Source organism: Aeromonas encheleia (assembly GCF_900637545.1).
Lineage (GTDB): Bacteria > Pseudomonadota > Gammaproteobacteria > Enterobacterales > Aeromonadaceae > Aeromonas > Aeromonas encheleia.
Genome location: NZ_LR134376.1, coordinates 3,302,987 through 3,321,054, shown reverse-complemented (window position 1 = coordinate 3,321,054; position 18,068 = coordinate 3,302,987). Strand labels below are relative to the sequence as shown.

Below are 18,068 nucleotides of genomic sequence, written 5' to 3'. Positions count from 1 at the left end.
TGTCACCCGGGTTGCGACAGTCATCCTTGTCGGTCAAATGCACCAGAAAGCGGTCATTCTACCGGAATTATCGCAAAATCAGTCCCTTTCTTCGGCATTTCCCCGCGGGAACGACAGGAAAAAATGGCGGGACAGGCCCGCCATCGCTGCGCCTTGTCAGCCACCGCTCATCCCCGTCGCCCTAGCCGAACCGGTAGGAACCCATATAGAGGCTGCCGTAGTCCCAGCTGTCGTGCAGCTTGTGGGGCTTGTCCTGGCCGGCCGCGCCCAGCGCCACGAACAGCGGGCGCAGGTGATCGTCGTGGGGATGGGATTCCACCGCGCCCGGGGCCCGGGCGCGATAATCTTCCAGCGCCGGGCGATCGCCGTCGCTCATGGCCTGCTCCAGCCAGCGGACGAAGGCGCTTGCCCAGTCGGGCACCGGGCTGTCATCCGGCCCGAGTGCGCGCAGGTTGTGGGTGATGGCGCCGGAGGCGAGGATGCCGATCCCTTGCTCGCGCAGGACCTGCAGGGCCTCCCCCAGCTGCCACAGCTGGGCCGGGGTGAAGCTGGCCGGGATGGAGAGCTGCACCAGCGGGGTGGCGCTCTGGGGATCCATCAGGGAGAGCGGCGACCAGACGCCGTGATCCAGCTCGCGCCGCACCGGGCTGGCCGGCAGGCCGGCCAGCAGCAGCTGATCGCTCACCGCCTCCTGCAGCCAGGCCGGGCTCTTGGCGGGCCAGCGGATCTGGTAGAGAGGAGCGGGGAAGCCGTAGAAGTCATACATCAGCGCCGGGCTGGGCTCGACGTTGAGTTGCGGCTCGCCGCGGCTGAACCAGTGGGCCGAGATCACCACCAGCCCCTTGATGTCGCCGAGGCGCAATTTCGTTAGAAATTGCGTAGCCGGCTGGTCACGCAGAACCAGATCCGGGGCGCCGTGGGAGATAAACCAGACGGGGGCGATAGCCATGATGAGACTCCTTGTTGGCGGCTTCGGCAGGATCGGCCGGCACCGCGGGAAACGGGATCAGGGCGGGGGCCACTGAGGATGAGGTCATTATCTGCCCGGGAATAATGGTTAACAATCCACTGCCATGTATAAGCACTGTTCACCATGGGTTGATAGTCTGGTCGGCTCGAGGCGCTGGCGGATGGACGCGAGCCCGCCAGGGTGGCTCGGTCAGAGAGTGCGGTGAAATGGGGGATGGGCAGAAACGACAAGGCCAGCGTGTGAGCGCTGGCCTTGGTTTTTGATGGCGGTTGAGCCTTGGGGCTTACTGGATGCCCAGCAGCTCCACATCGAAGATCAGTACAGATCCAGGCGGGATCTTGCCAGCGGCTCTATCGCCATACGCCAGGTTGGCGGGGATGTAGAAGCGGGTCTTCTCCCCTTCCACCATCAGCTGCACCCCTTCGGTCCAGCCGGGGATCACCTGATTGAGGCCAAACTCGATGGGCTCGCCGCGGGCGACCGAGCTGTCAAACACGGTGCCGTCCAAGAGCTTGCCCTCGTAGTGCACCTTCACCTTGCTGGTGGCGGTGGGGTGGACGGTACCCGAGCCCGGGGTCAGTACCTCATATTGCAGGCCGGAGGCCGTGGTGGTCACCAGCGGCTTCTCCTTGTTGCCGGCGAGGAACTCGGCGCCCTGGCGCACGTTCTCTTCCGCCAGTTTCTTGTTGTTGGCGCTGGAGTAGAAGTAGTAGGCCACCCCGGCAACCAGCAGCGCGATCAGAATGAACTTCATTGGTTTTCCTTATTCCCTGAAATGCAAAGAGTGCAATGAGAGTCGCATCTTATCCCAGCCAGGGGCGCAGGGCGAGCCGCGCCGCTGGCGGATGTGAGCGGGCTGACAAAGGAGGAGGGAGCGAATGTTGCCCCTCTTCTTCTGTCGTCTGGATTGGCTGGATGGCGCTCCCAGGCGAGACAGATGACCAGGGGGTGAAGGTGACCCTCCCCTGGTGCCATCAGACGTTATTACTTGGCCGCCACCATCATCAGCGCCGGCAGGGCGAAGAAGAGCCCGGCCACGTAGCCAAGGGCCAGCAGCTTGTTCTCGCTGCCCACTCGGGCCAGCCCTTCGGCGGCCTTGATGGGCAGCTCGCGCAGGAAGGGCACGCCATAGATGAGCGCCACGGAGAACAGGTTGAACAGCACATGGACCAGGGCGATGGTCAGTGCCAGCTGGGCACCGGTACCGCTGATGGCGGTGGCCGCCAGCAGCGCCGTGATGGTGGTGCCTATGTTGGCACCCAGGGTGAAGGGGTAGAGCTGACGGGTGCTGAACACGCCGCCGCCGGCCAGCGGGATCATCAGGCTGGTGGTGGTGGAGGAGGACTGCACCATGACGGTGACCAGGGTGCCGGAGGCGATGCCAGTCAGCGGGCCACGGCCCAGCGCCTTGTGCAGCAGCTCCTTGGCACGGCCCACCATGACCTGTTGCAGTACCTTGCCCAGGCTGGTGACGCAGGCGAGGATCAGCAGGATACCGATGCAGATGGTGGCGATGGCGGGGCCCTTGCCCGGCAGGATGGCGACGGCCTGATCGATGAGATCCAGTGCCGGCGAGATGAGGGGCTTCATGAAGTCCATCCCCTTCATCGACATGTCGGCGGAGCCCATCAGCAGGCTGGCGATCCACTCGGCGCTCCGTTGCAGCAGGCCGAACATCAGCTCCAGCGGCAGGAAGATGAAGACCGCCAGCAGGTTGAAGAAGTCGTGTACCGTGGCGGCGGCGAAGGCGCGGCGAAACTCGGCGCGATCCCGGATGTGGCCGAGGGAGACGATGGTATTGGTGATGGTGGTGCCGAGGTTGGCGCCCATCACCATGGGGATGGCCATCTCCATGGGCAGGCCGCCCGCCACCAGGCCGACGATCACCGAGGTGACCGTGCTGGACGATTGCACCAGGGCGGTGGCCAGGATGCCGAGCAGCAGGGCGACGAAGGGGTTGTTGGCGAAGGCGAAGATCTGGGCCGCGCCCTCGGCGCCGCCGGAGAAGCCCTTGAAGCCGTGGGAGACGGCGCCGACGGCGACCAGGATGAGGTAGATCAGGGTGATCACAGCCAACCAGTTGAACAGTGGGCCGGTACGACGGGTCTGCTGCTGTGCGGAAGATGGGGTGCTGTGCATGGTGCCTCTGGGCAGTCTGTGAAGAATGGACGGGCGCATTACAGCAAGGCTCCATGACAGAAATATGACAAAGTGACACTTTTATGATGATTTGGTGACAGGGCGGCGCGGCTCGTCGCAGACAAAAAGTGTCGGAGTAAACGCCGATATGGCGCCATCTGGCCCACAACCGCCCCCCGCCCTTGCACTGAGATCTCAGGGTTATATGCTGCCGGACTCTCCTGTCTCCAAGCTGAGGAAGTTGTTATGCGTGCATGGGTATTGTGTCTGTCTCTGGGGTTGCTGTCTGCCGGTGCGCAGGCCAGCGTGTTCAAGTCCGAGTGCAACCTCGACAAGGCGGCCAGAAACGAGGCGATGAATGCGACCCTGGGGGTCAAGGGCAACTGCGACGCCGACAAGCTGATGCGTCAGCAGAAAGACAAGGCCAAGGCCGAGGTGAAGAAGAGCAGCACCGATGTGCTGGACAAGAAGACGGCGGGCCTGAAAGAGGCGAAGCAGCACACCAATGCCGCGCTGAACAAGCAGAGCGCCGGCCTGAAGGAGGCGCAGGGCAAGGTCAATCAGACCGGGCAGCAGCTCAAGCAGGCTCAGCGGGATGCGAAGGCGGTGGCCAAGGATCCGGTCAAGGCGGCTGCCACCGCGGTGCTCAATCAGGGTTGATGATCCGCCTGTGCGGATGTCTGAATGCAAGAAGGGGAGCCGCGGCTCCCCTTCTGTTTATCCACGATCCTTACTGACCGTCGACCGCTTCTTCGTACTGACGGAAGGGGATGCGGAACACCGCCAGCCGCAGGAACAGGTAGGTCACCCCCAGCCCGGCCCAGATCAGGCCAAGCTCCAGCGAGCTCTGCTCCAGGTTGATCCAGAGCGCCCCTATGGTGGCGGCGCCGAGCAGCGGCAGCAGCAGGTAGAGCAGGTGATCCTTGAGGCACTTGTTGCGCTTCTCCCGCACCCAGAACTGACCGATCACCGACAGGTTGACGAAGGTGAAGGCCACCAGGGCACCGAAGTTCACCAGCGCCAGCGCGGTATCCAGATCGAAGGACACGGCGGAGAGGGCCAGACCGCCCACCATCAGCACGTTGATGGCCGGAGTCCGGTATTTCGGATGGATGTAGCCGAACACCCGCTCCGGGATCATGCGATCGCGCCCCATCACGTAGAGGATGCGGGACACGCCAGCGTGCGCCGCCATGCCGGAGGCCAGCACCGCGACCGTGGTGCACACCAGCACCACGCTCTGGAAGAAGGTGCCGCCGACGTAGAGCGCGATCTCGGGCAGCACGGCGTCCGGCTCCTTGAAGCGGGCCAGATCCGGGAAGTAGAGCTGCAGGCAGTAGGAGACCACCACGAAGATGACGCCACCGATGAGGGCGGTCAGCACTATGGCGCGCGGTATCACCTTGCCGGCGTTCGGGGTCTCCTCACTGAGTGAGCTCAGGCCGTCGAAGCCGAGGAAGGAGAAGCAGAGGATGGTGGCGCCGGTAAACAGCGGCAGCACGCTGGCGGATTCGAAGTGGAACGGCCGGCTGCTCATCAGGGTTGCCGCGCCCTCGCCGTGGTAGATACCCCAGCCCATCAGGCCGATGAAGACGGTGATGATGGCCAGCTGGATCACCACTATGACGCCGTTGAAGTTGGCCACCAGGTTGATGCCGCGCAGGTTCAGGAAGGTCATCACAGTCACCAGACCGAAGATGAAGATCCAGGGATCGACCCCCGGGAACATGGCGGTCAGGTAGATCTTGGCCAGCAGTATGTTGATCATCGGCATGAACATGTAGTCGAGCAGGGAAGACCAGCCCACCATGAAACCGATGTAGGGGTTGAACACCTTCTGGGCATAGGTGTAGGCGGAGCCCGCGGAGGGGAACTTGCGCACCAGATGGCCGTAGCTGAACGCGGTCAGCAGTATGCCGCCGAGCGCCAGCAGATAGGCGGTGGCGACCCGGCCCTCGGTGATGTCACCGACGATGGCGAAGGTGTCGAACACGGCCATGGGGGTCAGATAGGCCAGGCCCATTACCACCACTTGCCACATGCTGAGGGTTTTCTTCAGACGAACGGGTTGCTGGCTCACTCAGGCTTCCTCCTTGCACGGCTGGCAGGAAGTTGAATGGCTTGAGGCCATGGGACTGGTTTCTCGCATATGCATCGCATTGCTATGCAAACCACAGACGTTGGTCGCGCGGCGACCAAAGCAGGTTCCGGTGACAACCGGAGACAAAGCCAATAAGAGCCCCATGTTTTTCCTCATTGCGGCATTAGGTCCATCTGAACCTAGATATCATTTCCGGAACGTTCCGGCCTCGAAGTAGACACTTGTTTTCAAAATGAAAAATAACCGATGTGAGGATCACATCGGTTATTCAAATCGGCGCGCATTTTGCCCCAGATGGGGGGGGATGACAAGCCAGGATCGGCATTCCCGACAAGAGAATGCGCAAGGATAGGGTTTACATCAATAAACCGCGCCTATTCCGGTGTCGACGGCAGGGGGGCCAGCCCGCTGCTGGCAAGGCTTTCCGCCGGGTGGCTCGGCAGCGAGACGCGCCAGACCGTGGTGCGCAAAAACAGGTAAATTCCGCCGATGGCGGCCCAGATCAGCCCCAGCATCAGGGAGGTCTGCTCCAGGTTGAGCCACAGGACAGCCACAGTCCCGGCCCCGAGCAGGGGCAGCACCAGGTATTGCAGGCGATCCTGCCAGGTCTTGTTGCGGCCCTGACGCACGTAGTAGCAGGAGATCACCGACAGATTGACCACGGTGAAGGCCACCAGGGCGCCGAAGTTGATCAGCGCCAGGGCGATCTCCAGATCGAAGCTGACGGCCGACAAGGCCAGCAGGCCCACCAGCAGTATGTTGAACACCGGGGTGCGCCACCTGGGATGGATGTAGCCGAAGGTGCGCTGGGGCAGCACCTTGTCCCGTCCCATTACGTAGAGGATGCGGGAGACCCCGGCGTGGGAGGAGAGCCCCGAGGCCAGCACCGCCACGCAGGCGCAGACCAGCACCACGCTCTGGAACAGCTTGCCGCCGACATAGAGGGCGATCTCCGGCAGCACGGCGTCCGGCGCCTTGAAGCGGGAGGCATCCGGGAAGTAGAGCTGCAGGGCATAGGCCACCACCACGAAGATGAGGCCGCCAAGCAGCGCGGTCAGGATGATGGCCCTGGGGATCACCTTGCCGGCCTCCGGCGTCTCCTCGGACAGCGCGCTCAGGCTGTCGAAGCCGAGGAAGGAGAAGCAGAGGATGGTGGCGCCGGTCAGCAGCGGCAGCAGCTCGGTGCTGGTGCTGTAGACGGGCTGCAGGCTGAGGGTGCCGAGCCCTTCTCCCTGATAGATGCCATGGCCGAGCAGGCCGAGGAAGACCAGCATGATGGCGACCTGGATGAAGATGATGAGGCCGTTGAGGTTGGCCACCAGATCGATGCCGCGCAGGTTGATGGCGGTCATCAGCACCGTCATGCCGAGGATGAAGATCCAGGGCTCGACGCCGGGGAAGAGGGCGCTCAGATAGATCTTGGCCAGCAGCATGTTGATCATCGGCAGGAAGATGTAGTCGAGCAGGGAGGACCAGCCCACCATGAAGCCCACCACCGGGGAGAACTCCCGCTGGGCATAGGTGTAGGCCGAGCCCGCGATCGGGTAGTGGCGCACCATCTTGCTGTAGCTGGAGGCGGTGAACAGCACCCCCACCAGGGCCAGCAGGTAGGCGGTGGTGACATGACCCTGGGTGATGTCGGTGACGATGCCGAAGGTATCGAACACCACCATGGGGGTCATGTAGGCCAACCCCATCACGACCACTTGCCACAGGGTCAGGGTTTGCTTCAGTCGCGCGGGGCGTGGGGCCATGGGGCCTGTCTCCTAAGAATGCAGTGGTGAAGAGCCCGCCTGCCGAGCAGGGAGACGGGCTCCATGACGGCGTGATGCGTCACAGAGGGAGCCAACTGCTCCTGCCATCATTTTTTAGGGGCGCGATGATACCGTATATGGCGGCCGTCCGCGATGGACGGCCTGCAGTTATCTGACGATATCCTTCGTGCGGGTGGGCAGATCCGGGCGCTAGCCCTGACTGGCGGCGGCCAGCGCCTGCTCCAGCAGGTCCAGCCCCTCGTCGATCAGGGCCGGGGGGGCGGTGAGGGGGGCCAGGAAGCGGATGACGTTGGCGCGCACGCCGCAGGCCAGCAACACCAGCCCCTGTTTGCCCGCCTCGGCCACCAGCCGCTTGGTGAGATCCGGGTCAGGTTTAGTGGCATCCCGTCCCTTGACCAGTTCCATGGCCACCATGGCGCCGGGGCCGCGGATGTCGCCGATGCAGTCGAAGCGCTCCGCCAGGCGGTGCAGGCGGGCCTTGATCTGCTCGCCCTGGGTCTGGGCCTTCAGGTTGAGCTGCTCCTCCTCGATGACCTCCAGCACCGCCAGGGCGGCGGCGCAGGCGATGGGGGAGCCGGCATAGGTGCCGCCCAGACCACCGGGTTTGGCGGCGTTCATGATGTCGCTCTTGCCCACCACGGCCGAGAGCGGGAAGCCGCCCGCCAGGCTCTTGGCGAGCGTCATGATGTCCGGCTCTATGCCGCTGTATTCGGTGGCGAAGGTCTTGCCGGTGCGGCAGAAGCCGGTCTGGATCTCGTCACAGATGAGCACTATGCCGTGCTGATCGCAGATCTTGCGCAGGCTCTGCATGAAGCTCATGGAGGCGACGTAGAAGCCTCCTTCCCCCTGCACTGGCTCCAGGATGATGGCGGCCACCCGGGCCGGCTCAATGTCCGAGCTGAAGCAGAGATCCAGCGCCGCCAGGGCCTCGGCCTCGCTCACCCCCAGATAATCGGCCGGGAAGGGCAGGTGATAGACCTCGCCCGGGAAGGGGCCGAAGCCGGTCTTGTAGGGCACCACCTTGCCGGTGAGCGCCATCCCCATCATGGTGCGGCCATGGAAGCCGCCCTTGAAGGCGATGGTGCCGCTGCGGCCGGTGTGGGCACGAGCGATCTTGATGGCGTTCTCCACCGCCTCGGCGCCGGTGGAGAGGAACAGGGTGCGCTTGGGGGTGGGGCCGGGCACCAGGGCATTCAGCTTCTCCGCCAGCTCGATGTAGCCGGCGTAGGGGGTGACCTGGAAGCAGGTGTGGCTGAACTTCTCGAGCTGCTCGCGCACGGCGGCGAGCACCTTGGGATGGTTGTGGCCGGTGTTGAGCACCGCTATGCCGGAGGCGAAGTCGATGTAACGATTGCCCTCCACGTCCCACAGCTCGGCGTTCTGCGCCCGCTCGATAAAGACCGGCAGCAGGGTGCCGACTCCCTGTACCACGGCGGCTTCACGGCGGGCCTGCCAGGATTGGTTACTCATCTCTATTCTCCCTCTGGGGCTAGCCCCTCAATTCACTGTGATGGGCCGGCAGCCTGGCTGCTGACCCTCTCCTTGTGGTGATGTCATGGGGTGGTCGATTCGAGACACCCCTGTCATTAAAGAATTAATAATTACAATAAATGTATTTTTATGCAATCGAGCCGAAGCAGAGATATTTGGTCTCCAGGTACTCTTCCAGGCCCTCGCTGGCCCCTTCGCGGCCAAGGCCCGACTCCTTGATGCCGCCAAAGGGCGCCAGCTCGGTGGAGATGATCCCCTCGTTGATGCCGACCATGCCGTATTCCAGCCGCTCGGCGACCCGCCACACCCGGGCAATGTCCCGGCCATAGAAGTAGGCGGCGAGCCCGTAGGGGGTGTCGTTGGCCATGGCGATGGCCTCGGCCTCGGTCTCGAAGCGCACCAGCGGGGCCACGGGGCCGAAGATCTCCTCCTGCAAGATGGGGTTGTCCTGCGCCACCTCGGTCAGGATGGTGGGGTGGTAGAACAGCGGGCCGGCGGGATGGGGCTCACCCCCCACCAGCACACAAGCGCCGGCGGTGATGGACTGATTGACCAGCTCGGCCACCTTACTGGCGGCGGCGGGATTGATGAGCGGGCCGATTTGCGTGCCCTCGCTCATGCCATCCCCGACCTTGAAGGCGCGCACGGCGCTGGCCAGCTTGTCGGCGAAGGCGTCGTAGACGCCGGCCTGCACCAGGATGCGGTTGGCGCAGACGCAGGTCTGGCCCGCGTTGCGGTACTTGGAGGCGAGCGCACCCGCGACGGCGGCGTCGAGATCCGCATCGTCAAACACGATGAAGGGGGCGTTGCCACCGAGCTCCAGCGACAGCCGCTTCATGGTGTCGGCGCACTGGCGCATCAGCAGCTTGCCGATGCGGGTGGAGCCGGTGAAGGAGAGCTTGCGCACCTTGGGGTTGCGGCACAGCTCGTCGCCCACGACCGAGGCCTGATGGGAGGTGATGATGTTGATGACCCCGGCCGGAATGCCCGCCTGCTCGGCCAACACCGCCAACGCCAGCGCGCAGAGCGGGGTCTCGGCGGCGGGTTTGATGACGATGGTGCAGCCGGCCGCCAGGGCCGGGCCCGCCTTGCGGGTGATCATGGCGATGGGGAAGTTCCAGGGGGTGATGGCGGCCACCACGCCCACCGGCTGCTTGATGGTCGCGAGGCGCCTATCCCCGGAGAAGCCCGGGATGGTGCGGCCATAGGCGCGCTTGCCCTCTTCCGCGAACCACTGGATGAAGCTGGCACCGTAGGCCACCTCGCCCTTGGCCTCGGCGAGCGGCTTGCCCTGCTCGCGGGTCATGATGCGGGCGAGCTCGGTCTGGTTGGCCATGATGAGCTCGAACCAGGCATAGAGCCTGGTGCTGCGCTCCTTGGCGGTGAGGGCCGCCCAGGCGGGCTGGGCGCCGTGCGCCGCCTCGATGGCGCGACGGGTGTCGGCCTCGCCCATGTCGGGCACCTGGGTGATGATCTCACCCGTGGCCGGGTTGAGCACCGCGAACTGGCGCCCGTCATGGGCCTCGCACCAGTGACCATCTATATAGGCAAGGGATTTGAGCAAGGCGTGAGCCTGAGCGGGTTGTGATGCTGACGATGCTGACATAGATAGGAAGCCTCGATTGTGGGTCCGGGTGGCCAACTCATCCGACGGTGCCACCGTATAGAATAATAAGCACGTAACGACCATAAATTGAGCCGAAATGTTTTTCAAGTGTTAAATATATTTGAGTAAAGCGGCCGTCACATGCTAGAAATGGAGCTGTCAGGGCAATTCTATCGGATTTCATGGACTCAGGTGTGCAAAATAATGAACGGCCTGGTTGTGCAGGATAACGAACACTGCGGTGGAGTTGGTCCGCTATTTTAACCAGATGGCTCACAGGACTTAGGCAGGCACCTACACAAGCACACAGGGAGGTGGGCGATGCAGCAACCACAAGGAGAGGCCCAGTGGCAGGCCATGACGGATAACCCCTTGACGGGCAAAGGGATGGATAAAAGCATGGGGGAGCGGCTCGCCACCACCCGCCGCCGCCTCGGGCTCTCCCAGCGTCGGGTCGCCGAGCTGAGCGGGCTGACCCACGGCGCCATCTGCATGATAGAGCAGAACAAGGTGAGCCCGTCGGTGGCCTCGCTGCAGAAGTTGCTCAGCGTCTACGAGCTGCCGCTGTCGCGCTTCTTCGCCGAGGAGGAGAGGACGCCGAGCGTGGTGATCAAGGCCGAGCAGCTGATCGAGCTGGGTAGCCAGGGGGTCTCAATGAAGCTGGTGCACAACGGCAACAACCGCCGCCAGCTCGGCTTCATGCTGGAGACCTACGCCCCCGGCACGGACACCGGGGGCCAGGTCAAGCACCTGGGGGAGGAGGTCGGCACCGTACTGGAGGGATCCGTGCTGCTGACCCTGGCCGGGCAGACCTATCGGCTCAATGCCGGGGACAGCTATGTGATCGACACCGGCGAGCCCCACAGTTTCAGCAACCCGTCGGGGCAGAGCTGCCGCATCGTCAGCGCCCATACCCCGGCCAACTTCTAGTTTTGGAAAAGAACCGGTAAGGAAACAAGGATCATGACCGAACATGTAAACAGTTACTACGCAGCCAGCGCCAATAAACACGCACCCTATCCGACCCTGACCGAGCAGCTGGAGTGCGATGTCTGCATCATAGGGGCGGGTTACACCGGCCTCTCCAGCGCGCTGCATCTGGTGGAGAAGGGCTACTCCGTGGTGGTGCTGGAGGCGGCCAGGGTGGGCTTCGGCGCCAGCGGTCGCAACGGCGGCCAGATCGTCAACTCCTACAGCCGTGACATCGACACCATAGAAGCGAATTGCCCGCCGGATCAGGCCAGGCTGCTCGGCTCCATGTTGTTTGAGGGGGGCGACATCATCCGCGAGCGCATCAAGCGCTACAACATCCAGTGCGATCTGCAGCAGGGCGGGGTCTTTGCCGCCGAGACCGAGCGTCAACTGCACGAGCTCAAGGCCCAGCAGGCCCGCTGGCAGCAGTGGGGCAACGACGAGCTGGAGCTGCTCGATGAGGACGGGATCCGCGAGGTGGTGGCGAGCGATCGCTACGTCGGCGGCCTGCTCGACAAGCGTGGTGGTCATATCCACCCCCTCAACCTGGCGCTGGGGGAGGCGGAGGCCATCCGCATGCAGGGGGGCAGGATCTTCGAACAATCCGCCGTCACCGCCATCACCCCGGGCCAGCCCGCGCTGGTGAAGACCGCCAAGGGGGCGGTGAAGGCGCGTTTCGTGGTGGTGGCTGGCAACGCCTATCTCGGCAACCTGGTGCCCGAGCTCGCGTCCAAGAGCATGCCGTGCGGCACCCAGGTGATCGCCACCGAGGTGCTGGGGGAGGAGCGGGCCCGCGCCCTCCTGCCGCAGAACTACTGCCTGGAAGATAGCAACTACCTGCTCGACTACTACCGCACCACCGGCGATCACCGCCTGCTCTACGGCGGCGGCGTGGTCTATGGGGCGCGGGATCCGGCGGACATAGAGCGGCTGATCATCCCCAAGATGCTGCAGACCTTCCCCCAGCTCAAAGACGTCAAGGTGGAGTACACCTGGACCGGCAACTTCCTGCTGACCCTGTCCCGTCTGCCGCAGTTTGGCCGCATCGGCCACAACATCTACTACATGCAGGGCTACAGTGGCCACGGCGTGACCTGTACCCATCTGGCGGGCAAGCTGCTGGCGGAAGTGCTGAGTGGCCAGGCCGAGCGGTTCGACGCCTTCGCCAAGTTGCCTCACTACCCCTTCCCGGGTGGCCGGCTGTTCCGCATCCCCTTCACCATGGCGGGTGCCACCTGGTACAGCCTGCGGGATCGGCTGGGGGTGTAAGCGCGGGTTTCTATCAGGCGATGAAAACAACGAGGCCACCCCAGGGTGGCCTCGATTTTTTCATCTTGTGGCGGGAGGGCGCTGGGGCCAGGGGTGTATTCCAGGCGCTTGCCATGCTTCGCCCCTACGGGACAGGGGCGCGGCATGCACCCGAGAGGGGTCAGGCCGGATCCGGCTCGGTGGGGAGGGAGTGGATCACCAGCTGACACAATCGCCGCGCCGCCTCCTCCTGACTCTGCACTACGTGCTGAGCGCCGCGTCCGCGCAGGTGATGCACCTCCTCGGGCGCTTGGCCGCAGGCCGCCACTTGCAGCAAGGCTCCCCGCTCACGGGCCATGGCCGCGACCTCGCCGGCCAGCAGGCTGTCATCCAGGGTGATCAGCAGCCAGCTGGCATCGGGCAGCGCCGCATCGAGCAGATCCCCCTGGGTCGGTTGACCCGCCAGGCAGCTGATCCCCAGGGCGCGCCAGGGGGCGAGCAGGCTCTCGTCACTGTCTATGACCACCATCGTCTGCCCCTGCTCGTGCAGGCGCCGGATCAGATGGCTGCCGATGGCGCCGGCCCCGACCACCACGACATGGCCCCGCAGGGGGCACTGGATGGGGGCCTCTTCCGCCTGCGGCTCAGGGTGGCGCCGCAACCAGCGCTCGGCCTGATTGAACACCAGCGGGTTGAGCATGATGGAGAAACAGGCCCCGATCAGTACCAGGTCGCGCGCCACATCGGGCACCAGCCCCAGCAGGCTGCCCAGCCCCATCAGGATGAAGGAGAACTCCCCCACCTGCGCCAGACTGGCCGAGATGGTGAGGGCGGTGCGTCGGCTGTGGCCAAACAGCCGCACTATGATGAAGGCCGCCACCGACTTGCCGATGATGATGACGAAGATGGTCGCCAGCACCGCCAGCGGCTCGCGCAGCAGGACGGCGGGATCAAACAGCATGCCCACCGACACGAAGAAGAGCACGGCGAAGGCATCCTGCAGTGGCAGGGTGTCGTTGGCCGCCTTGTGGCTCAGGTGCGAGCCGTTCATCACGACGCCGGCGAAGAAGGCGCCGAGGGCGAAGGAGACCCCGAACAGCTTGACGGCGCCAAAGGCGATGCCGAGTGAGCAGGAGAGCACGGCCAGGGTAAAGAGTTCGCGGGAGCCGGTGGCGGCGGTGCGGGCCAACATCCAGGGGATGAGGCGGCGGCCCCCTATGGTCATCAGTGCGATGAAGGCGGCCACCTTGGCCAGGGTGAAGCCCAGATCCCGGAGCACATGGGCCAGGGTCAGGGTCTCGCCTCCGGTCTGCAGGTTCGCCAGTATGGGGAGCAGGACCAGCGCCAGCACCATCACCAGATCCTCGACGATCAGCCAGCCAATGGCGATGCGGCCTTCCCTGGTATCGAGTTGGCCCCGGCTCTCCAGCGCCCGCAGCAGCACCACAGTGCTGGCCGTCGAGAGCGCCAGGCCAAAGACCAGCCCGGCGGTGATGCTCCAGCCGAGCAACTGGGAGAGGCCGAGCCCGAGCAGGGTCGCCAGGGTGATCTGCACTATGGCGCCGGGGATGGCGATCTGTTTGACGGACAGCAGATCCTTCAGGGAGAAGTGCAGGCCGACGCCAAACATCAGCAGGATGACGCCGATCTCCGCCAGCTCGGGGGCGAGTCTCAGATCGGCCACATAGCCGGGGGTGAAGGGGCCGCAGACGACGCCTGCTGCCAGGTAGCCCACCATGGGGGAGATGCGCAGGCGCTGGGCCAGCATGCCAAACAGATAGGCGAGCACCAGGCCGCCTACCAGAGTCGTGATCAGGGGGAGTGAATGGTCCATATCGTCACCTCGCTAATGGCAGTCAGTGGGCTACCAGATCACCGCGGGGGCGAAGAGGGCAGCTGTCAATGAGCAGGGGGCGAAAGAGACAGTGTCGGCCGCAGCAAGCACAGAGTGTTGAAGACAACGCTGCCGTTTCTGTTGAAAAATAATACATTTATGCAGAATTGGCAATCTTTATCCACATTTATGCCCATATCTGCGATTAAATGTGAATAAGTAATGAAACTGAGGGGAGAAGGCGGGATGTTTGCCCTTTTCTTGGCAGGAGTAATTCATCGGTGATTGGTTGTTCGGGCCGCCACGCGAGGCAAACGGACAAGGTGCGGAGGCGGCACCCTGGCCGCCTCCGCTGTGATGAGCTTGCGGCGATCACTCGCCCCTGGCCACCCCCTCCCGTCTGGGATCGGCGGCGCCAAACCAGCCGGCGGCGTTGCGCTCCACCCCCTGCAGGCCTGAGGTCTGCTCGTTCAGCAGCACCTCATGTCCCCTGGCCTTGAGACCCTCGATCACGGCCTGGGGCGTGCGCCCCTGCTCCAGCTCGGTGGGGCCGTTGCGGCTGCCGAAGTTGGGCAGGTTGATGGCCTGCTGCAGGTTCAGCCCCCAGTCCTGGGTGCCGAGCAGCGTCTTGCCCACGTAGTTGATGATGGCCGAGCCGCCGGGGGAGCCGAGGCTCATCTCCAGCTCGCCGGTCTGCTTGTCAAACACCAGCAGGGGCGACATGGAGGAGCGCGGGCGCTTGCCCGGCTCGACCCGGTTGGCCACCGGCAGACCGGCGGCATCCGCCGAGGTGAAGGAGAAATCGGTGAGCTGGTTGTTGAGCAGATAGCCGTTGACCATCAGCCGCGAGCCGAAGCCATCCTCGATGGAGCTGGTCATGGAGACCGCCATCCCCGCCTTGTCGACGATGGAGACGTGGCTGGTGGAGGGCAGCTCAGGGGTGGCGTCCTTGCCGCGGGCCAGCGCCAGTGGCGGCGTGCCGGGCTGGGCGATCCCCATGGAGCGGGTGCCGATCAGCTTGCCGCGCTCGGCGAGGTAGCCTTTGTCGAGCAGCCCCTGCACCGGCACGCCGACGAAGTCGCCGTCCGCCACATACTGGTTGCGGTCGGCGAAGGCGAGCCGCGCCGCCTCGCTGTAGAGGTGGATGGCCTCGCTTGATGCTGCCAGCCGGCCGTCGGCCGTGGGCACCGGCTTGAGGGCCGCCATGTCGCGGCTCTCCAGCATGCCGAAGATCTGGCCCAGGGCGATGGTGCCGGAGGAGGGGGTCGGGAAGCCGCACACCTCGCTCTGGCGATAGTCGAAGCAGAGGCCGTCCCGCAGCTTGGCGCTGTAGCTGGCCAGATCCGCGGCCGCCAGCACGCCGGGGTTGGTGGGGTGCTGGTGCACCTTGGCCACCATGGCCTCGGCGAGCGGCCCCCGATAGAAGGCGTCGGCCCCCTCCCGGGCCAGGGTCTGCAGCACCCCGGCCAGCGCCGGGTTGCTGAGCCTGCTGCCGGCGGCCCTTGGGGTGCCATCCGGCAGATAGAAGTAGGCGCGGGCGTCGGGATCCTTGGCCAGGTAGGGATCCTTTTGCAGCAAGGTGGCCAGCCGCGGGCTGATGATGAAGCCCTGCTCGGCGAGCGTGATGGCCGGCTCGAACAACGTGGCCCAGGGCAGCTTGCCATAGCGCTGATGGGCCAGCTCCAGCGCGCGCACCGTGCCTGGGACGCCGACCGAACGACCGCCCACCACGCCGTCGTAGAACGCCATCGGCTTGCCGTCCCGCATAAACAGCTGATCCGTCGCCGCGGCGGGGGCGGTCTCCCGACCATCCACCGCGCTCACCCGCTTGCCATCCCACACCAGCAACAGGGAGCCACCGCCGATGCCGGAGGATTGGGGCTCCACCAGGGTCAGCACCAGCTGGACGGCGATGGCGGCATCCACCGCGCTGCCGCCGGCCTTGATGATCTGATAGCCGGCATCCACCGCCAGTGGATTGGCGGCGGCCACCATGAAGTCACGGCCTTGCCAGCCCTGCTTGTCGGTCCAGCCGCTGGCCGCCTCGGGGGCGAGCAGGGTCTGGGGCGGGGGCACATAATGGAAGCCATTCTGGGGGGCGCAACCGGCGAGCAGGCCGAAGGCCACCAGCAGACCGAGGGGCTTGAGGGACATGACACTCTCCTTGTCTGTTTTTTCAACACCAGGCTGGAATGTGGCACAATCGAGGCTTTATTGAAAGATTGTCTTGCTACTCATATGGTTACAAGCATATCGATGGAGGAGCCCGGCGGGCTTGGGGGAGAGGGATGAGAAGATGCGTGATGGGGCTGCTCTGCCTGCTGCTGACGGCCTGCGGCGAGCCGGGCTTCAGGCCCCTGGGGGCGGGGGAGACCATCTTGGCGTTCGGCGATAGCCTGACCGAGGGGCGCGGCGCCAGCCCGACTCAGAGCTACCCCAGCGTGCTGGCCGCTCTGAGCGGTCACCCCGTCATCAACGCCGGGGTCTCGGGCGAGCTGAGTCAGGCGGGCATGGCTCGCTTGCCGGCGCTGCTGGTCGAGCACAGGCCCGCGCTGGTGATCTTGCTGGAGGGGGGCAACGACATACTGCGCGGCAGCGGGGAGGCGGCGCTCAAGGCCAACCTGGCCGCCATGATAGAGGCGGTGCAGGGCAGCGGTGCCCAACTGTTGCTGGTGGCCGTGCCCCGCAGGTCCCTGTTCGCCACGGGGGCACCGCTCTACGCCGAGCTCGCGGAGCAATACCAGCTGGTGCTGGACGAGGAGAGCATAGGCGAGCTGCTGCGCAGCCCCGAGTTCAAGTCCGATGCGGTGCATCTCAATGGGGCGGGTTATCGCGCCCTGGCCGAGCGGCTGCACCGCACGCTTCTGGATCGCGGCGCGCTCTGAGGCGGGGACTGCCTCCGGCACCCTGGCTCGACACATAAAAAAACCGCCCTTCTTGTTAAGTGAAGGGCGGTTGCTTGCGATGACTCCTGTCGCCAGGGGACTATCCTATCTGGTCGGCTCGGCTAGATGGACTGCTCTTCGCCACCCAGGACGGCAAACAGCGCCGGGATGAACTGGGCCAGCTCGGCGGTCACCAGGGCGAAGTCCGCATCCAGCCGGGCGGCGGGATCTTCGCTGGTCACGTCGTCGTTCTGCTCGCGCAGCTCTTCGCTGAACTTGAGACGCTTGATGGAGAGATCGTCCCCCAGCACGAAGCTCAGGGTCTCGCCCCAGTTCAGGGCCAGCTTGGTCACCAGCTTGTCGTTGGCCAGGTGATTCTTGATCTCCTCGCTCATCAGATCCTGCTGCTTGCAGCGGATGATGCCGCCATGCTCCATGGCGCTGCGCAGCTCGGCCTCGTCTTCCAGGGTGAAGCTGGCGGGCAGGTTACCCTCGTTCAGCCACTCGGTCATGGTGATCTCGGGCGGGTTCTTGAGGGCTACCGGGACCACCGGCAGGGTGCCTATGCTCTTGCGCAGCAGGGCCAGCAGATCGTCCGCCTTCTTGGCGGAGCCTGCGTCCACCACCATCAGGTTGTCGGCCGGATTGATCCAGGCGAAGGTCTGGCTGGTGCGGCTGAAGGCGCGGGGCAGCAGGGTGTGGAGGATCTCCTCCTTCAGCGCTTCCTTCTCCTTCTTCTTGAGGGCGCGGCCCTGCTCGAATTCGATCGCTTCGACCTTCTCCGCCAGCATCTCCTTGATCACCGTGCCCGGCAGCATCTTCTCTTCCTTGCGGGCGCAGAGCAGGATGTGGCCAGAGGCGGAGTGGGTCAGGGTTGAGCCGAATTTGCCGAGGGGCTTGACCCAACCGAACCGGGAGATGTCCTGACTGCCACAGGGGGTGAAGGCACAGGCCTCGAGCTGGGTTTCCAGCTGATCCACGGTCAGGTCAAAGGGGCGGGTAAAGCGATAAATCTGCAGGTTTTTAAACCACATGGCGTCCTCGGTC

General features: G+C 64.6%; 14 protein-coding genes. 4 read left to right on the top strand and 10 right to left on the bottom strand.

The genetic code is table 11. The features are described from left to right. Positions 1–181: 181 nt before the first annotated feature. From EL255_RS15310 to EL255_RS15300, 3 genes are all read right to left on the bottom strand, one after another. Positions 182–949 carry a DODA-type extradiol aromatic ring-opening family dioxygenase gene (locus EL255_RS15310; protein WP_042653941.1) on the bottom strand — a complete coding sequence of 256 codons (768 nt, stop codon included), beginning with the start codon at positions 947–949 and terminating at the stop codon, positions 182–184. Positions 950–1,253: 304 nt separating this feature from the next. Further along, positions 1,254–1,724, bottom strand: a complete 471-nt coding sequence (locus tag EL255_RS15305; RefSeq protein WP_042653940.1) for a BamJ family beta-barrel-assembly machinery protein — start codon at positions 1,722–1,724, stop codon at positions 1,254–1,256. A gap of 230 nt (positions 1,725–1,954) precedes the next feature. Further along, positions 1,955–3,109, bottom strand: a complete 1,155-nt coding sequence (locus EL255_RS15300) for a sodium:phosphate symporter (RefSeq protein ID WP_042653939.1) — start codon at positions 3,107–3,109, stop codon at positions 1,955–1,957. 246 nt (positions 3,110–3,355) lie between these two features. Between EL255_RS15300 and EL255_RS15295 the strand changes: the two genes are divergently transcribed. Next, on the top strand, positions 3,356–3,769 hold the full coding sequence (locus tag EL255_RS15295) for a hypothetical protein (protein ID WP_042653938.1): 414 nt from the start codon (positions 3,356–3,358) through the stop codon (positions 3,767–3,769). Positions 3,770–3,839: 70 nt separating this feature from the next. On the opposite strand, the gene EL255_RS15290 is transcribed toward EL255_RS15295, so the two are convergent. The 4 genes from EL255_RS15290 to EL255_RS15275 form a co-directional block, all read right to left on the bottom strand. Continuing rightward, on the bottom strand, positions 3,840–5,150 hold the full coding sequence (locus tag EL255_RS15290; protein ID WP_126623520.1) for an APC family permease: 1,311 nt from the start codon (positions 5,148–5,150) through the stop codon (positions 3,840–3,842). Positions 5,151–5,584: 434 nt separating this feature from the next. Next, positions 5,585–6,964 carry an APC family permease gene (locus EL255_RS15285; protein WP_042653936.1) on the bottom strand — a complete coding sequence of 460 codons (1,380 nt, stop codon included), beginning with the start codon at positions 6,962–6,964 and terminating at the stop codon, positions 5,585–5,587. A 210-nt stretch (positions 6,965–7,174) separates the two neighbouring features. After that, on the bottom strand, positions 7,175–8,455 hold the full coding sequence (gene gabT / locus EL255_RS15280) for a 4-aminobutyrate--2-oxoglutarate transaminase (RefSeq protein ID WP_042653935.1): 1,281 nt from the start codon (positions 8,453–8,455) through the stop codon (positions 7,175–7,177). Positions 8,456–8,603: 148 nt separating this feature from the next. Then, a complete protein-coding gene (locus EL255_RS15275; protein WP_042653934.1) occupies positions 8,604–10,082 on the bottom strand; it encodes an NAD-dependent succinate-semialdehyde dehydrogenase in 1,479 nt (492 codons plus the stop codon). Between the two features lie 321 nt (positions 10,083–10,403). Here EL255_RS15275 and puuR point away from each other — a divergent pair, with 321 nt between their 5' ends. Next, entirely contained in the window at positions 10,404–11,012 is a 609-nt protein-coding gene (gene puuR, locus EL255_RS15270) for an HTH-type transcriptional regulator PuuR (protein ID WP_042653933.1), read from the top strand. A gap of 33 nt (positions 11,013–11,045) precedes the next feature. Beyond that, the gene (locus tag EL255_RS15265; RefSeq protein WP_042653932.1) at positions 11,046–12,323 is read left to right on the top strand and encodes an NAD(P)/FAD-dependent oxidoreductase; all 1,278 of its coding nucleotides are present in this window, start codon (positions 11,046–11,048) and stop codon (positions 12,321–12,323) included. 160 nt (positions 12,324–12,483) lie between these two features. Here EL255_RS15265 and ybaL read toward each other — a convergent pair whose 3' ends face one another. Continuing rightward, positions 12,484–14,136 carry a YbaL family putative K(+) efflux transporter gene (gene ybaL, locus EL255_RS15260; RefSeq protein WP_042653931.1) on the bottom strand — a complete coding sequence of 551 codons (1,653 nt, stop codon included), beginning with the start codon at positions 14,134–14,136 and terminating at the stop codon, positions 12,484–12,486. A gap of 372 nt (positions 14,137–14,508) precedes the next feature. Continuing rightward, entirely contained in the window at positions 14,509–16,290 is a 1,782-nt protein-coding gene (gene ggt, locus EL255_RS15255; protein WP_042653930.1) for a gamma-glutamyltransferase, read from the bottom strand. A 134-nt stretch (positions 16,291–16,424) separates the two neighbouring features. On the opposite strand from ggt, the gene EL255_RS15250 reads away from it, so the two are divergent. Then, positions 16,425–17,021, top strand: coding sequence for a GDSL-type esterase/lipase family protein (locus EL255_RS15250; protein ID WP_042653929.1), 597 nt, complete (start codon positions 16,425–16,427; stop codon positions 17,019–17,021). 122 nt (positions 17,022–17,143) lie between these two features. Here the strand turns inward: EL255_RS15250 and rdgC are convergent, their stop codons facing one another. Further along, the gene (gene rdgC / locus EL255_RS15245; protein ID WP_042653928.1) at positions 17,144–18,055 is read right to left on the bottom strand and encodes a recombination-associated protein RdgC; all 912 of its coding nucleotides are present in this window, start codon (positions 18,053–18,055) and stop codon (positions 17,144–17,146) included. Between the last annotated feature and the right edge of the window lie 13 nt (positions 18,056–18,068).

Excerpts from the sequence above, each read along its gene's own strand:
- EL255_RS15295 (WP_042653938.1), top strand. The coding sequence starts at position 3,356 with ATGCGTGCATGGGTATTGTGTCTGTCTCTGGGGTTGCTGTCTGCCGGT.
- ggt (WP_042653930.1), bottom strand. The coding sequence starts at position 16,290 with ATGTCCCTCAAGCCCCTCGGTCTGCTGGTGGCCTTCGGCCTGCTCGCC.
- EL255_RS15290 (WP_126623520.1), bottom strand. The coding sequence starts at position 5,150 with ATGTGGCAAGTGGTGGTAATGGGCCTGGCCTATCTGACCCCCATGGCC.
- puuR (WP_042653933.1), top strand. The coding sequence starts at position 10,404 with ATGCAGCAACCACAAGGAGAGGCCCAGTGGCAGGCCATGACGGATAAC.
- rdgC (WP_042653928.1), bottom strand. The coding sequence starts at position 18,055 with ATGTGGTTTAAAAACCTGCAGATTTATCGCTTTACCCGCCCCTTTGAC.
- EL255_RS15300 (WP_042653939.1), bottom strand. The coding sequence starts at position 3,109 with ATGCACAGCACCCCATCTTCCGCACAGCAGCAGACCCGTCGTACCGGC.
- gabT (WP_042653935.1), bottom strand. The coding sequence starts at position 8,455 with ATGAGTAACCAATCCTGGCAGGCCCGCCGTGAAGCCGCCGTGGTACAG.
- ybaL (WP_042653931.1), bottom strand. The coding sequence starts at position 14,136 with ATGGACCATTCACTCCCCCTGATCACGACTCTGGTAGGCGGCCTGGTG.
- EL255_RS15275 (WP_042653934.1), bottom strand. The coding sequence starts at position 10,082 with ATGTCAGCATCGTCAGCATCACAACCCGCTCAGGCTCACGCCTTGCTC.
- EL255_RS15285 (WP_042653936.1), bottom strand. The coding sequence starts at position 6,964 with ATGGCCCCACGCCCCGCGCGACTGAAGCAAACCCTGACCCTGTGGCAA.
- EL255_RS15305 (WP_042653940.1), bottom strand. The coding sequence starts at position 1,724 with ATGAAGTTCATTCTGATCGCGCTGCTGGTTGCCGGGGTGGCCTACTAC.
- EL255_RS15265 (WP_042653932.1), top strand. The coding sequence starts at position 11,046 with ATGACCGAACATGTAAACAGTTACTACGCAGCCAGCGCCAATAAACAC.
- EL255_RS15310 (WP_042653941.1), bottom strand. The coding sequence starts at position 949 with ATGGCTATCGCCCCCGTCTGGTTTATCTCCCACGGCGCCCCGGATCTG.
- EL255_RS15250 (WP_042653929.1), top strand. The coding sequence starts at position 16,425 with ATGAGAAGATGCGTGATGGGGCTGCTCTGCCTGCTGCTGACGGCCTGC.